We start from the raw sequence: 16,405 nt of genomic DNA, 5'->3' as shown, positions 1-16,405 counted from the left end.
TATCTATCATCGCCAAATTGGCGTGTAAAATCAACCCGTTGCCGCAAATCGCGACTATTCGCTCATCAAAGCGGCCATCAGCGCTTTCTGTGCATGCAGACGGTTCTCTGCCTGATCAAAGATCAGCGAGTTCGGGCCGTCAATGACACCTGCGCTCACTTCTTCACCACGGTGTGCTGGCAGGCAATGCAGGAACATGTAGTCAGGTTTGGCACCTTTCATCAATTCTTCATCGACCTGATACGCCGCAAATGCCTGCTCGCGAATCTTCTGTTCTTCTTCAAAGCCCATGCTCGCCCATACATCGGTATAGACAATATCGGCATCTTTCACGGCTTCCTGTGCACTGTAGGTCACAAGTACTTCGGAGCCACTCTCCTGTGCAATAGCACGTGCTTGCTCGACCACGGTGCTGTCCGGCTCATAACCTTCCGGTGTTGCTACTGCAACGTGCATTCCCATTTTTGCTGCGCCCAGCATCAACGAGTGTGCCATGTTGTTGCCGTCACCGACATAAGCCATTTTCAGACCTGCCAGCTTGCCTTTATGCTCCAGCACCGTTTGGAAATCCGCCAGTACCTGACATGGATGCGCTGCATCGCTCAGGCCGTTAATCACCGGTACATCCGCATGTTCTGCCAGTTCAATCACATTATGGTGTCCAAACGTACGAATCATAATGCCATCGAGGTAACGAGACAGTACTTTGGCTGTATCATGCGTCGTTTCCCCACGTCCCAGCTGAATGTCGTTTTTGCTCAGGAACAGCGCGTGTCCACCCAACTGGAACATACCTACTTCAAAGGAAACACGCGTACGTGTGGAGGATTTTTCAAAAATAAGTCCGATCGTTTTGCCCTTCAAAGGCTGGAACGGTACACCGCTTTTTTGCTTGCCTTTAATCTCAATCGCGAGATCTAGCAGATAACGAATTTCTTCTGCTGTATAGTCCGTGAATTCAATGAAATCCCGGCCTCTCAAGTCAATTTTCTGAACCTTGTCTGTGTGCTGTACTGCCATTGTTGTTTCCTCCTCATTTCCGGTTCCCTGCACCCGCACAGGCAGAAGTTTTACATCCTTGGCTGACTCGCCTGAACTAAACCTCTCCATATCAGATGAGATAGAGCAAATTCCCATTCAGTCTATATTGCGGGTAGATCGTCAACCTCTACTACTTCTGCGCTTGATTACCATGCGGCTACAGGGATTCTTTCACTTTAATCTGCGCCGGGGGCCGTGATGGCCCCGGTCCAGTACTTTGTTTCTATCACGTGATTAAGCTTTCGCCGCAACATACTCCTCAATCAATGTCGCCACCAGGGACACAGCCTCGTCGATCTCTTCTTTACTTACATATAGATTAGGGAGCAAACGAATCACATTCGGTCCAGCAGAGACAAACAAGATGCCACGTTTCTGTCCTGCAAGTACGATATCACCGATTGGCTCCGCGCACTCAATACCTACCAGCAAGCCCATACCGCGCACTTCTTTCACAAACGAGTTGCCAGCCAAACGATTGCGTAAGGACGTCATCAGATAGTCGCCCATCTCCGCTGCACGCTCTGGCAAATGATCTTCCAGCATGGTTTCAATGGTCGCAATAACAACAGAGGAAGCAAGTGGTGTACCGCCAAATGTTGTTGCATGGCTGCCCGGTGTAAATGCATCACGCAGGAACCCTTTACCGAGCATTGCGCCAACAGGGAATCCACTGCCAATGCCCTTCGCAACGGTGAACACGTCAGGTTCAACACCATAATGTTCGTGAGCAAACAACTTGCCTGTACGTCCCATACCTGTCTGCACTTCGTCCACAATCATGAGCAAACCGTGCTCGTCACATAGTTTACGCACATGCTTCACAAACTCCGGCTCCACCGGATACACTCCGCCCTCAGCCTGAACCATCTCCAGCATAATCGCTGCGGTCTTCGGTCCAATCGCAGCTTCAAGTGCAGGAATATCGTGCAAAGGCACAGTTACAAATCCAGCTGGCAGTGGCAAAAATCCTTCTTTCACCTTATCCTGTCCGGTTGCCGTCAGCGTTGCCAATGTCCGTCCATGGAACGATTGGGCAAAAGTAATCACTTCGTACCGATCTTCGCCTTTCACCTTCTGTTGATAACGACGTGCTACTTTGATCGCTGCTTCGTTCGCTTCAGCACCGCTGTTGCAGAAAAAGACTGCGTCAGCGCAGGTACTGGCTGTCAGCAAAGCTGCTGCCTTTTCCTGTCCCGGGATCTGAAACAGGTTGGATACGTGCCACAGCTCATCGATCTGAGCTTTAAGCTTCGCTCCCACTTTCTCCGGTGCATGGCCTAGGCTTGTTACAGCAAGTCCACACATGAAATCGAGATAGCGGTTACCCTGATCGTCCCATAACCAACTGCCTTTACCTTTGACCAGACTGATCGGATACCGTGCATACGTTTGAAAAAGTGAGCTTTCCGTCTGTGCCGCTGCACCTGTTGCTGCTGCCCCCGCTACGGCTGTGCCAGAACCTGGCTGTTCGTTGCCTTTTGCCATGACCATATCACTCCTTGTCGATTCGTACACGCATAAGGTGAATCAAAAACATAACACTGGCCACTTCGATGAAAAAAATACCTTTTGATCGCGTATACCCATGGATTTTTCGATTATATTCATTGAACTAAAGACGGTTTACACCGAACACTCCGATGACAGAATAACCTTCCAATCGCTGTTATCCCCAGATTTTTTTGGATTCCCTTTTCTCAAAGGGAAAATCCGGTGATAAAGGCGACCGCTCCGCTTTTTCAGGTTTTTTCTGTCCTCTCCGTTTTTTGTGTAAAAAAATAGTTCCAGAATGATAAAAAGTAAAAATCCACGATGCATGCGAACGCTTCGCTTCTTCAGTTTTTTCTGTCATCTTCGTTATTGTGTTATGAGAAGATTCACAAAAGTCGTGTACAAATTCTTTTTTATATAAATAAAAACCTAAATTCTGAATTTCGTATTACATCTACTGCATTCGGATAATTCTTGTGCCAGTCGTCTCGCCGCCAAGCACACGGCTCAGGATCTGCGGTTCGCTGCCGTCGACGATAATAACCTCCCGTACCTCGCCGTGAATACACGCAATCGCGGCGCGTACCTTCGGGATCATGCCGCCGTAGATTTCGCCAGTTTGAATCATATCCTCGATCTCCTGAACGGATACGGACGGAAGTACTTTTTTCTCGCCGCCAATTGTTTTCATAATGCCCGGTACGTCTGTCACGACAATCATTCGGCTTACGCCGAGATGAGACGCCACCGCTCCTGCAGCCGTATCGGCATTAATGTTGTACCGCTGTCCGCTCGCATCTACACCTACCGGTGCAATAACAGGCATATAGCCCATATTCACGATGCCTTGAATAATCTCAGCTTTGACGCTTGTTACATCACCAACCCAGCCGATTTCGGCATGGTTTGCTACGGGTTTTGCTTGGATCAGACCGCCATCCACACCGGATATACCCAAAGCCTGACCGCCTACACGCTGGATCAAACGTACGATCTGTTTGTTAATGCTGCCTGCCAGTACCATTTCTACAACGTCCAATACAGGCTCGGTGGTCTTACGCAAGCCGTTCACAAATTCGGTTTCAATCCCAAGCTTCGCCAGATTATCAGAGATTGCCGGGCCGCCGCCATGAACGATGACCGGGCCGTTCCCCGAGGACTGCAGATCACGCAGATCCGCAAAGAAAGACTCTGGCAATGCAGCCAGCGTACTGCCTCCACATTTCATCACAAACATCTGTTTTTCCGTACCTGCTTCTGTTACAGTACTGCCGTTTGGCAAAGTTGAATTCACGGGGCAATGCTCCTTCCTAATGGAGTGATAGAGGATTAACACCTATATAAAAGATACAGTATAAACGCTAGCGTTCCAGATTCGGATCGTTCTTTCGATCGCCGTTGTCTCCAGGTTTTTCTGATTCCCCTTTTTCAAAGGGAAAACCCGGAAACAAATGCGAACGCTCCGCTTCTACAGAATCGATTCCGCCTCTTCCACTACATTCGTTTATTTTTATATTTAAAAGTTTAATCCTTATAACTGATTTTTACATCTATGATGGTACGCAGCTTTCTAGGGATCAAGCTGCAAAGTTCAAAACCTTTAATTAAGACAATCATATCTATGACAAACTTCTACTTACGTACGATATGCAGCGTTAATGCGTACATAGTCATATGTCAGATCGCATCCCCAGGCTACAGCGTGGCCTTCGCCGTGATGCAGGTCCACTACAATACGCACTGTATCGGTCTGCAAGTATGCCAGCGCCGCTTCTTCATCAAACACAACAGGACGAGACTGTGAAAGCACGGAGATGTCACCGAGACGGATATCTACTGTATCCGGGTTTACCGGTTGGCCTGCACGGCCTACAGCAGCAATGATCCGTCCCCAGTTTGCGTCAGCACCAAACATTGCGGATTTCACCAGGCTTGAGCCGATTACAGTTTTGGCAATGGCTTGTGCAGATTCATCGCTAACCGCACCCGTAACTTCAACTTCAACCAGCTTGGTTGCTCCTTCACCATCCCGCGCAATTGCTTTGGCAAGCACTTGGCATACATATATGAATCCAGCCGCAAATGCCTCCCAATCCGGATGTTCCATAGTCAGCTCTTCATTGCCTGCATAACCGCTGGACATCGCTACAAGCATATCGTTCGTGCTGGTATCCCCGTCTACAGTAATCATGTTAAACGTGTGGTTTGTCGCCTGGCGTAGCAGGCGCTGCAACGCTTCTGCTCCGATGACTGCGTCCGAGGTCATAAATGCCAGCATGGTAGCCATATTCGGATGAATCATACCCGAGCCTTTGGCCGCTCCCGCAATCGTTACCGTCTTGCCGCCGACAACGACGGAGACACAAGCTTCCTTTTTCACCAAATCCGTCGTTAGAATCGCTTGTGAAAATTGTTCTGCTTCATTCGTCTCTTTGCCGAGCTGCTCCGGAAGGGCTTTGATGCCTGAATGAACCGCGTCCATCTTCAGTAGTTCACCGATGACACCCGTGGATGCCACAGCCACGTCCTCTTCAGCCACGCCTAGTTCACGAGCCGCTGCCGCACGCATCGCATACGCATCTTCTTCACCCTGCTGTCCTGTACATGCATTGGCATTACCGCTATTTACAATCACAGCCTGCAAACGTCCGTTGCTCAGGCTTTCCCGAGTGACTTTGAGCGGAGCAGCCTGAAACACGTTCGTCGTGTAGACCGCTGCAGCTGTCGCAGGGATATCACAACGAATCGCTCCGATGTCGTTGCGTGATGTTTTTTTCAGACCACAGTGCAGTCCTCCTGCCGAGAATCCGCCTGGCGTAACAATGGTTCCATTTTCAACTACGGTAAAAGCTTGATGCTCCACTTTTGTTCCCATATCATATCCCCCGTATGCGTTCAGCCATATGCTGATGAACCGCCTGCTTCAACTGAAACTGCCCCAACTGCTACCCATGCTGTATGATTTTCAAATGAAACTCGCTTCTTTGCATTTTCCCCTGCGATGTTCATTCGTCACACGTTTATGGATATACCGGTGTCATGTTCAGCCCGAGGTTTTCCTCCCATCCCATCATCAGGTTCATATTTTGAATCGCTTGCCCGGATGCACCCTTCACCAGGTTGTCGATAACCGAAATGATCGTCAAACGCCCGGTGCGCGGGTCTACCGAAAATCCGATGTCACAATAGTTCGATCCAGATACCTCTTTCGTCGAAGGCCAAATGCCTGGTTCACGCACACGTACAAAAGGTCTGTTTTCATAGTATTTACGATATAAATCCACAATCTCCCGATCACTATGCTCACCCGTCAGCTTTGCATACATCGTACTCATAATGCCGCGTGTCATTGGCACAAGCTGCGTTGTAAAAGTTACCGTCACCGGGCTTCCCGTTATGTTGCCGAGAACTTGCTCGATCTCAGGGATATGCTGATGTTTATTCAATTTGTACGCTTTAAAATTTTCATTCATTTCTGCATAATGGTTGGTCAGACTCGTTCCGCGCCCTGCACCCGATACGCCCGATTTTGCATCAATAATGATGGTCGATGGATCGATCCATCCCGCTTCCACCGCAGGAATCAGCCCCAGCAGTGTAGCTGTTGGATAACAACCCGGGTTGGATATAAAATCCTTTCCTTTCACTTCATCTCCATATACCTCAGCCATACCGTATACAGCCTTCTCAAGCAAATCTGCTGACGGTGCAGGGTGTTTATACCATTGCTCATATACCGATCCGTCTTTCAATCGGAAATCACCAGACAGGTCGATCACTTTCAGTCCTGCTTCCAGCAAACTCGGTACGAGCTTCGCGCTTACGCCAGACGGGGTCGCGGTGAATACGAGATCTGCACGACTTGCGATCTCTCCCGGATCGACACCGTCGAGTGGCCTGCGAATCACGTCCGTCAAATGCGGAAACCCATCCGCGATGGACTCCCCGCTGCTCGATGAAGAGATTACCGATGTAATTTCAACTTGCGGATGATTCTGAAAAAAACGAATCAGTTCCACCCCGCCGTAGCCGGTGGAACCGACAATTGCCACTCTTAATTTGTTATTCACTCTCGCTCCCCCAATCCTGTTGTATGCGCTACTTGTGCCTTGCTCAAGGCTCGCCAAAGCTTGAGTAGACAATTCCGTCGCTTCTATGCATATTTGTGTATTATTATACGACTCTAGTTATATAAATACAACCATCTATCATGAATTTAACACGGATTCCCAACAAATCCGAACGATATCTTTTTACCTTGCGGACGAACAAGGTTTCTTCTGTTAAAATACATAGTAGAAGGAAACATTACATACAGAGTCTTGTTCATATATACACCTTCTCTTGAATGGTTACATTGAACTGGACTCCTAAGGTCATTATGAGACATGGGGGACTAAAGTGCATATCGAATCCATATTACTTATTGTGCTCCTGGGACTGAATATTATCTTCGCTGCCGCAGTCGTTTTCTTTGAACGCAAGGATGCCAGTGCTTCCTGGGCTTGGCTGTTGGTATTGAACTTTATTCCAGTCTTCGGGTTCATCCTTTATCTATTGACGGGTCAGAATCTGACTCGGTATCGTCTCTTTCAATGGAAAGAGCGCAAGAAGCTTGGCTTGGAGGAACGAATCGAGGCGCAGCTTGCCCAGCTGCAGGATAATCGCACTCCTTTCTCCAACAAGGCAACGGAAAATAGCCAGGACATGATTTATATGAACCTCAAACAAAACGGTGCACTTCTGACCGAGCATAACGCCGTTGAGATCATCACCGATGGAACAGACAAGTTCCAGCGGCTTCTGGATGACATCGAGGCGGCACAGGATCATGTACACGTGCAATATTATATCTATCGAGGAGATAGTCTGGGCAAAAGAATACGGGATGCTCTGATCCGCAAAGCACGCGAAGGCGTGAAGGTACGCCTGCTCTATGACGCGCTTGGCTCGCGGCGGGTTAGAAATCGCTTTTTCAAAGAACTGCGCGAAGCTGGTGGACTTGTTGAAGTCTTTTTCCCATCCAAATTCAGTCTGATCAACCTGCGGATGAATTACCGCAACCACCGTAAGATCGTTATCATCGATGGTAATCTCGGTTATGTTGGCGGATTCAACGTGGGAGATGAATATCTCGGACTTAATTCCAAATTCGGCTACTGGCGAGATACCCACCTGCGTATACGGGGCAATGCTGTACATGCGCTGCAAACCCGTTTCTTGCTCGACTGGAATGAAGCTTCCAAACAGCATGACACGCCTTACGTTCCCGCTCACTTCCCTCATATCGAGGGAACAGGCAATACCGCTATGCAGATCGTATCCAGCGGCCCTGATGCCGAAATTGAGCATATCAAGAATAGTTACCTGAAAATGATTAACGGAGCCAAACATTCCATTCTCATTCAAACCCCGTATTTTATACCGGACGCCAGTGTATTTGAAGCCATTCGTCTGGCTTGCCTGTCAGGCATCGATGTTCGAATTATGATTCCGAATAAACCGGATCATGCCTTTGTCTATTGGGCGACGTTGTCTTATATTGGGGAGTTGTTAAAAGTAGGAGCAAAAGCGTTTATCTACGATAATGGTTTCATTCACGCTAAAACACTGATTATTGACAGTCTCGTTGCTTCCGTCGGTACGGCTAATATTGACTACCGTAGTTTCAGGTTAAACTTCGAGGTTAATGCCTTTATGTATGATGAGACGATTGCAACGGCGCTTGTACAGACGTTCGAGCACGACCTGCATGTATCACGAGAGTTAACGCTTGAGGAGTATCAAAACCGCAGTTTATTGATTCGTTTCAAAGAAGCGATTTCTCGTCTGCTATCTCCAATCCTGTAAAATCAGGCAGGGACCTATATAAATAACAGAACATGATTTACACAGACACTACGATGACAGAATAATCTTCCAATCGCTGTTATCTCCTAAAACATAAAAGCAGAACCTTCCTTCCCCGTAATCCAGGCAAAAGGAGGATCTGCTTTTTTTATATCTACTTCATGCTTTTAAACCTTAGATATGTTCACCGCGCTTAAAGCCTTCACCAAGCACCTCATGCGCATTACTAATGATGACAAACGCTCCCGGGTCCACAGACCGGATCAACGTTTTCAGTCTCGGCACTTCATTTTGCCCCACGACAACCATCAGCACGGTTCGCTGATCGTCCGTATATCCACCTTTGGCTTCCAGCTTGGTTAGTCCACGATCCAGGTCGGCTAGAATAACTTTGGTAATCGGCTCTGTCTGGTTAGAGATAATATACGCTACCTTCGAGTATCCCAGTCCCATCTCCACGGCATCAATGACTTTACCTGTAACGTATAGGCCGATTAACGCATACAAAGACTGTTCCAGCGACAGCACAAAGGCTGCCAAAATAATGACGGTTGCATCCATGATGACAACACATAGCGAGTAACTGAGCCCACTGTATTTTTGCACAATGCGAGCCAGGATACTCATGCCCCCGGTTGATCCTCTGCCCCGGTACACGATCCCAATCCCGAGACCCACACCAATGCCACCATATAGAGAGCCGAGTAACGGATTCGCCGTCGGAATCTCCCAATGACTCGTCAAATACACAAAGAGCGGTAACACAATGCTACCAAGGATGGAACGAACACCGTACTGTTTACCAATCAACAGGAAACCTGCAATCAATAACGGAATGTTAATCGCCCATTGGGTATAAGCAGGCTCCCAGCCGAACCACTCGTCTCCCAGAATGGATAAACCTGATACACCGCCTGAAGCGATTTGACTGGGCAATAAAAATAAATTAAAGGCTATAGCAATCAAAAAAGAACCGACAATAATAAGCAGGGTATCGATGACGTTCCGCCATGGCCCATTCAGGGGAATGAAGGTGGTTAACCTCTTTTTACGATGAGGATATGAATGTTGTTGCTCTTGCATGTTGTCGCGCTCTCCTTTTATATAACAGTTCCATAATCTTCTTAATAAATGTATATAAAAATATTCAAAAAAAAGCCCCTGTATACACCAGCATACGCCTGCGCGCACGGGTCTATACAGGAACTTATATTAATCGGTTTCTACTTTAATTTGGCTGCGCAAATAACCGTCGATGAATGTATCGAGGTCGCCGTCCATCACTGCTCCTGTATTCCCTGTTTCCACGCTCGTACGGTGATCCTTTACCATACTATAGGGATGGAACACATAGGAGCGAATCTGGCTACCCCACGAAATTTCCGATTGATCCCCTCGGATTTCATCCAGCTGTTGTTTTTGCTCTTCGATTTTACGCTCATACAATTTCGAACGAAGCATCGTCATCGCACGCTCGCGGTTTTTGATCTGTGAACGTTCGTTCTGACAGGTTACAACCACTCCGGTTGGAATATGTGTAATCCGTACAGCGGAGTCGGTGGTGTTAATGTGCTGTCCACCCGCGCCGCTCGCACGATACGTATCGATTTTAAGGTCTTCGGTACGAATGTCGATCTCGATGGTATCGTCGATCTCCGGCACCACATCACAAGATACGAAGGATGTATGTCTTCGGCCTGATGAGTCAAAAGGAGAAATCCGTACCAGACGGTGAACTCCCTTCTCTGCTTTCAGATAACCGTATGCGTTATGCCCCTTGATGGACAACGTCACACTCTTGATTCCTGCTTCATCACCCGGAAGATAATCCAGCACCTCAACCTTGAAGCCCCGTTTCTCCGCCCAGCGGGTGTACATCCGAAGCAACATCTGACCCCAGTCCTGCGACTCTGTACCACCGGCACCTGGATGCAGCTCCAGAATAGCATTCATCTTGTCATACGGCTGATTGAGGAGAAGCTGCAATTCAAACTCTTCCAGCTTGCTTACAATTGCAGCGACACTGTTGCCAATCTCGGCAGCGAGCTCTTCGTCTCCTTCTTCGTCGGCCAACTCAGCCATCATCAATGCATCGTCATAGTCCTGCTGCAGCTTCGCGTACTGGTCTACCGAACCTTTCACTGCATTCATCTCCGCAATGACAGCTTGCGCTTTCTCATTGTCATCCCAGAAGTCCGGAGCTGACATCTTCTCTTCAAAGTTCTCAATCATCTCTTGCTTGAGATCTAAGTCAAAGAGACCCCCTAAGGTTTGTTAATTTCTTGCCTATTTCACGCAGGTCCTGCTTCACGCTTGGATCAATCATGTGCAATTCCTCTTTTCATTAAGATAAGCTCCCCGCATCCGGGAAGTTCAATAAACAAGATTAAGTCTCGGAACCATTATACCGTAAGCCTTGCGCATACTGTTACCAGCACGCACGTCGGCCTTCACTCAGCATCATATGATTATTCATATGCACCGATGATCGGATATGCATCCTTCACTTTATCTTATTGAACCCCCGGCTGCAAGGAGCCGTATAAGTCAAACGTTATAGATTAAACTAACCTATCTTACATTTGGCACTTCGATAAAAGAAATGAAACGAAAACTACTCTTGACCATGACAGTGCTTGAACTTTTTGCCACTGCCACACGGACAAGGATCATTACGTCCGATTTGGTCAGAAACTTTCACCGGACGTTTCTCTGCAGGTTCACCGCTTGTCGAGATCTGACTCTCGTCCACAACGGCCTGACGCTCCTGGTTGCTTTCGATCTGTGCTTTCATCACATACGTCGCCACTTCTTCCTGAATCGAAGCGATCATCTGATGGAACATCTCGAAACCTTCGAATTGGTACTCACGAAGTGGGTCTGTACCGCCGTATGCACGGAGGTGGATACCTTGGCGCAATTGATCCATCGCATCAATATGATCCATCCACTTACTGTCTACTGCACGAAGCACAACCACTTTTTCGAACTCACGAACCATATCTTCACCGATACGTTCTTCACGAGCGTTGTACTTGTTTTGTACTTTCTCGAACAGATACTCAATGATCTCTTCGGCTTCTTTGCCCCAAAGGTCATCTTTGGTAATCGAACCTTCATCCAGCAATTTGCTGTTCATGAAGTCCGCAACCTCTTGCAGCTCCCAGTTCTCTGGAATCTCGTCACTGCAGTGCGCTTCAACGATGCGTTCAATGGAAGGTTTGATCATATCCATAACGATTTGTTTAATATTTTCAGACTCCAGTACCTCACGACGCTGTTTGTAGATAATCTCGCGTTGTTGGTTCATGACATCATCATACTGGAGTACCACTTTACGTACGTCAAAGTTATTACCTTCAACCCGCTTCTGCGCAGATTCTACAGCGCGCGTAATCATGCGGCTCTCGATCGGTTGATCTTCTTCAAAACCAAGACGTTCCATCATGTTAAGCACGTTGTCTGCACCAAAACGTTTCATCAATTCGTCGCCCAGAGAGAGGTAGAATTGTGTGGAACCCGGATCACCCTGACGTCCCGCACGACCACGCAACTGGTTATCGATCCGGCGTGATTCGTGGCGCTCTGTACCGATGATATGAAGGCCGCCAACTTCAGCTACGCCTTCGCCCAAAATAATATCCGTACCCCGACCAGCCATGTTGGTTGCAATTGTTACCGCACCCGCTTGACCCGCACCGGAGATAATTTCAGCTTCTTCCGCATGGAACTTCGCGTTCAAGACCTGGTGTCTGATGCCGCGACGTTTCAGCATATCCGATAGACGCTCCGAGTTCTCGATGGATACCGTACCCACCAGAACCGGTTGGTTTTTGCTGTGGCGTTCCACGATCTCTTCTACAACAGCTTTGAACTTGCCATCAATGCTCTTGTAGACCACATCCGCCATATCATTCCGTTTGTTAGGACGGTTCGTTGGAATCTGTAGTACTTCAAGTCCATAGATTTTCTTGAACTCTTCTTCTTCCGTTTTCGCTGTACCTGTCATACCCGCAAGTTTGCGGTACATCCGGAAGTAGTTCTGGAATGTGATTGTTGCCAGCGTCATGCTCTCGTTCTGAACCTCAATGCCTTCTTTGGCTTCAATCGCCTGGTGCAATCCATCACTGTAGCGACGTCCAGCCATCAGACGGCCTGTGAATTCATCAACGATCATGACTTCTTCATCCGTAACGACATAATCCACATCACGGCGCATAATCACGTTAGCTTTCAGACCCTGTACAATGTGGTGATTCAGCGTCACGTTGGCATGGTCATACAAGTTCTCAATCCCAAAAGCTTTCTCCGCTTTGGCTACGCCGCCCTCTGTCAGCGCTACGGATTTCACTTTGATATCCACTGTAAAATCTTCTTCCGGTACAAGACGTTTCACAAAACGGTCCGCTGCGTAATACAGATCGGTCGATTTCTGAGCTTGTCCCGAAATGATCAATGGTGTGCGTGCCTCATCGACGAGGATCGAATCTACTTCGTCAATGATGCAGAAGAACAATGGGCGTTGTACCATTTGCTCTTTGTACAGCACCATGTTGTCACGAAGGTAGTCGAACCCGAATTCATTGTTTGTACCATACGTAATGTCACATGCGTACGCATGCTGTTTCAACGCATGGTCCATGCCGCTGAGGTTCACCCCAACCGACATGCCCAGGAATTCATAGATTTGTCCCATCTCCTGGCTATCCCGTTGCGCCAAATAGTCATTGACTGTGACTACGTGTACACCTTTGGACATCAATGCATTCAAATATACCGGCAGTGTTCCTACCAGCGTTTTACCTTCACCCGTTTTCATCTCAGAAATACGGCCTTCGTGCAGCGCAATCCCGCCCAGCATTTGTACATCATAATGACGTTTGCCCAGCACGCGGCGTGATGCCTCACGTACGGTTGCAAATGCTTCAGGAAGAAGTTCATCCGTCGTTTCTCCCTTTTCAATGCGGGCACGGAATTCATCCGTTTTGCCTTTCAACTGCTCATCAGACAATGCCTGAAATTGTGGTTCCAGTTTATTGATCACATCGACCGTCTTCATCAGACGTTTCACATCTCGCTCGTTCATGTCTCCGAAGATCTTTTTGACAAGTCCTAACATGGTATACCCCTTTCGTGCAAAACAGAATAGACCCCCTGATGCCGCCATGCGACACCATCGGATGGATTGTTCATCCATTTCCCCCTGGGGGTAACAAACAAAAAAACATATGAGATGAATCAACTCCAGGCTTGCCACAGTTACTCATGAAGCTGATCGTATTCACCCGGCTCTGGTTTACGAAATATATGCCAGAATTCGAGCTATTGAATCATGTTCATGGTGCTGTGTCTGTCATTGATTATGATTAGCGATCATTCGTTGACAATTCCTCATCAGGACAATGATTCTCTTTGCATAAATTGTAACAGTTTGTAAGGGTCGCCGCAACACGCCATAGCAGACTTCTTAGAACTTCAATCCCCGTATAAACCGAGTTTTAGTGCAAAAAATCATAGTCGTTATCGGAAGTGACAAATGGACTGTTTTATTTCCCGAGACGCTGCAAGGATCAATCAATCATTTGTGGGAAATATGGAATTTAATATCAAAACTAATTTTAACTTCTATAATTCTACTTTTATTTTGATTTTCCTGCTGACTCCTAATCTATTAGACGCAACAATATAGTGAATAGTTTCATCATTTTATTTCCATCTTCCAATAAAGTCGCTACGCACAAAAGAGCCCCATCCCTTGAAGGATGGAAGCTCTCGTTAAGTTCAATTCAGGAAGCATAGGCCCCTGCTTATATTCAATAATAGGGTGTTCTATTCAATTGAAGCGATGCTGTAAGTATACTTAACCTTGCTCAATCAAGCCATACTTGCCATCGTTCCGTTTGTAAACCACGCTTACTTCCTCATTCTCGATATTGGAAAATACGAAGAAGTTATGACCAACCATGTTCATCTGGAGGATTGCTTCTTCCACATCCATTGGTTTTAACATAAAACGTTTCGTCCGTACAACTTCCAAATCATCATCCGTATCCGTGTCCAGTTCGGCTGTAGCCACTGTGCCTGTCGGATCTTCTACGAAGAGGGTCTTCAGGCTGCCTTCCTGACGGAATTTACGGTTAATTTTCGTTTTGTGTTTGCGAATTTGACGTTCCAACTTGTCCACAACGGCGTCAATGGATGCGTACATATCATCGCTCTCATCTTCAGCACGGAGCACAAAGCCCTTCAAAGGAATCGTCACCTCAACTGTATGCAAGCCTCTAGTTGTGCTCAGAGTAACGGCACCGTCAGAGGTAAGGGGTGCGTCGAAATACTTCTCGAGTCTACTCAACTTTTTGTCGACATAATCTTTCAAAGCTTCGGTAACCTCGATTTGTTGACCTCGAATACTTAAATTCATAGGGCACTCCTCCTTTATCTTTGCCACTTCATTATAACACGAATGTAAGCGCCATGTAAAAACTCCCGGTGACCGAATAATGACATCTGCTCCAGTCACATCAACCAACGTAAGTTTAACGCCATATTTCGCGATTTTTCGCCATTTTCGAGCAAAATCACAGATTTAACTGGATTGTACATTTGGCGCTTGATCATCTATTTAACCGTTTTTGAGGTTACTCAATCTGTTATGTAAAACCTGCTTAATTATGACCCTTAAGGTGTCCCGTTTATGCCCTGTAATGGAGAGGTCAACTTCCTCATATTTTACACTCTATAAAATACAAAAAAAGACCCCGGATCACCGGAGTCTGATGCTAGCGATAATTCAATTTGGTAACCATCTAACCATATATGTAGGTCGGATTGTCCGGATGATTATAATTTGATTACGTTAGCTGCTTGCGGTCCACGTGCGCCTTCGACGATGTCGAATTCTACGGATTGACCTTCTTCCAAAGTTTTGAAGCCTTCGGATTGAATTGCGGAGAAGTGTACGAATACGTCGCCGCCGTCTTCAGTCTCAATGAAACCGTAACCTTTTTCTGCGTTGAACCATTTTACTTTACCTTGCATGCACTAACATTCCCTTCGTCATCAAATGAAGTGAAGCTCTGGCCAAGACCCTAGCCCACAACTCAGATGATATCACCTAATCTTATCCATTGTCAATTGGTAAAGAAAATGTTTTATTGGTATTTTTTGTAGATTTATAGGGAGAAATGTTGAACAAATGGGAATAATCTTCATCAAAATAAAAAAAGAATGCAACATATCTTATTCGGATATCTGCATTCTATTACAGCTTACTAGTACCTTTTTGTGTCCACGATAATGCTATCCACTGCATAAGATACTTCATATGCATTTTTTTGCACTTTAGCTCGATTACGTTGCATGAGCCAATCTTTAGCCTCAATCTTTAGATCGTTCATCCGGCTTAGAATCGCCTGGTCATTCTCCATGATAGCCTTAAGCCGTGTTTGTTCGGCTACTGTGGCCTCACGACCACCAGTGCGTTCCAACATCAAATCAATGATTGCCTGACGCTGATCCACAAACGTCTCTAATTCTTCTGAACTCACTTCGTGAATCTGAAGCATAATTTGGCTTGTTAACTGCTCCAATTGAGCAATCAGATCATCCATGAACGACTCCAGGCTCAGAAGAAGACACCATTTTACTCGCCTGAACCCATGTTTCCTTTAGTTCTTTCAAGTATCCCAGCGCTTCTTCTGCAGGTTCTGGTTTTTTCTTTGTATTTGCGTCAATAAGCAAGTAATTAATATATTCATACAAAGCATTCAGATTGGCCGCGATATCAGAAGACTGATCCAAGGTAACAGATAATTCGCTAACAATGGTTTGTGCTTTTCCCAGGTTCAGACTGACCTTCTCGTAATCCTTGGTACCCAATCCATCAAGCGCTGTCCGTACAAAACGAATAGCTCCATCATACAACATAATCAATAACTGACCTGGTGAAGAGGTCTGAACAGACGACTTGCGATATTGATCATATGGAGACTTAATCATATTTACACCCTTTCAATCTTTA

Annotated in this window: 13 protein-coding genes; 1 reads left to right on the top strand and 12 read right to left on the bottom strand. The window is 46.7% G+C overall.

Going from position 1 to position 16,405, the window contains the following annotated elements:
- Positions 1 to 54: 54 nt before the first annotated feature.
- The 5 genes from argF to argC form a co-directional block, all read right to left on the bottom strand.
- The gene (argF, locus tag EC604_RS17405) at positions 55 to 1,020 is read right to left on the bottom strand and encodes an ornithine carbamoyltransferase (RefSeq protein ID WP_123065362.1); all 966 of its coding nucleotides are present in this window, start codon (positions 1,018 to 1,020) and stop codon (positions 55 to 57) included.
- A gap of 255 nt (positions 1,021 to 1,275) precedes the next feature.
- The gene (locus EC604_RS17400) at positions 1,276 to 2,529 is read right to left on the bottom strand and encodes an aspartate aminotransferase family protein (RefSeq protein WP_123065361.1); all 1,254 of its coding nucleotides are present in this window, start codon (positions 2,527 to 2,529) and stop codon (positions 1,276 to 1,278) included.
- Positions 2,530 to 2,989: 460 nt separating this feature from the next.
- On the bottom strand, positions 2,990 to 3,772 hold the full coding sequence (gene argB, locus EC604_RS17395) for an acetylglutamate kinase (protein WP_123065434.1): 783 nt from the start codon (positions 3,770 to 3,772) through the stop codon (positions 2,990 to 2,992).
- Between the two features lie 399 nt (positions 3,773 to 4,171).
- On the bottom strand, positions 4,172 to 5,410 hold the full coding sequence (argJ, locus tag EC604_RS17390) for a bifunctional glutamate N-acetyltransferase/amino-acid acetyltransferase ArgJ (RefSeq protein WP_123065360.1): 1,239 nt from the start codon (positions 5,408 to 5,410) through the stop codon (positions 4,172 to 4,174).
- Between the two features lie 145 nt (positions 5,411 to 5,555).
- Positions 5,556 to 6,605 (bottom strand): N-acetyl-gamma-glutamyl-phosphate reductase, encoded by a 1,050-nt coding sequence (argC, locus tag EC604_RS17385; RefSeq protein ID WP_123065359.1) that lies wholly within the window; start codon positions 6,603 to 6,605, stop codon positions 5,556 to 5,558.
- A gap of 331 nt (positions 6,606 to 6,936) precedes the next feature.
- Between argC and cls the strand changes: the two genes are divergently transcribed.
- On the top strand, positions 6,937 to 8,385 hold the full coding sequence (cls, locus tag EC604_RS17380) for a cardiolipin synthase (RefSeq protein ID WP_123065358.1): 1,449 nt from the start codon (positions 6,937 to 6,939) through the stop codon (positions 8,383 to 8,385).
- A gap of 174 nt (positions 8,386 to 8,559) precedes the next feature.
- On the opposite strand, the gene EC604_RS17375 is transcribed toward cls, so the two are convergent.
- From EC604_RS17375 to fliS, 7 genes are all read right to left on the bottom strand, one after another.
- Complete coding sequence (locus EC604_RS17375; protein ID WP_123065357.1) at positions 8,560 to 9,468, bottom strand: YitT family protein; 909 nt, start codon at positions 9,466 to 9,468, stop codon at positions 8,560 to 8,562.
- 129 nt (positions 9,469 to 9,597) lie between these two features.
- A protein-coding gene (prfB, locus tag EC604_RS17370) for a peptide chain release factor 2 (protein ID WP_123065356.1) occupies positions 9,598 to 10,711 on the bottom strand; the annotation gives its coding sequence in 2 pieces (ribosomal slippage) (positions 9,598 to 10,638 and positions 10,640 to 10,711; 1,113 coding nt in all).
- Between the two features lie 288 nt (positions 10,712 to 10,999).
- Positions 11,000 to 13,504, bottom strand: coding sequence for a preprotein translocase subunit SecA (gene secA, locus EC604_RS17365; RefSeq protein ID WP_123065355.1), 2,505 nt, complete (start codon positions 13,502 to 13,504; stop codon positions 11,000 to 11,002).
- 741 nt (positions 13,505 to 14,245) lie between these two features.
- Positions 14,246 to 14,806 carry a ribosome hibernation-promoting factor, HPF/YfiA family gene (gene hpf / locus EC604_RS17360; protein ID WP_090922954.1) on the bottom strand — a complete coding sequence of 187 codons (561 nt, stop codon included), beginning with the start codon at positions 14,804 to 14,806 and terminating at the stop codon, positions 14,246 to 14,248.
- Positions 14,807 to 15,225: 419 nt separating this feature from the next.
- Entirely contained in the window at positions 15,226 to 15,423 is a 198-nt protein-coding gene (locus EC604_RS17355) for a cold shock domain-containing protein (protein WP_024631599.1), read from the bottom strand.
- Between the two features lie 233 nt (positions 15,424 to 15,656).
- A complete protein-coding gene (locus EC604_RS17350; protein WP_123065354.1) occupies positions 15,657 to 15,995 on the bottom strand; it encodes a hypothetical protein in 339 nt (112 codons plus the stop codon).
- Positions 15,988 to 16,383, bottom strand: a complete 396-nt coding sequence (gene fliS / locus EC604_RS17345) for a flagellar export chaperone FliS (RefSeq protein ID WP_123065353.1) — start codon at positions 16,381 to 16,383, stop codon at positions 15,988 to 15,990. The genes EC604_RS17350 and fliS overlap by 8 nt, the downstream gene beginning before the upstream one ends.
- Positions 16,384 to 16,405 lie beyond the last annotated feature (22 nt).

Source organism: Paenibacillus amylolyticus, assembly GCF_003719335.1.
Classification (GTDB): Bacteria; Bacillota; Bacilli; order Paenibacillales; family Paenibacillaceae; genus Paenibacillus; species Paenibacillus amylolyticus_D.
The sequence above is the reverse complement of the archived record's forward strand: the minus strand, read 5'-3'. Positions and strand labels throughout refer to the sequence as shown.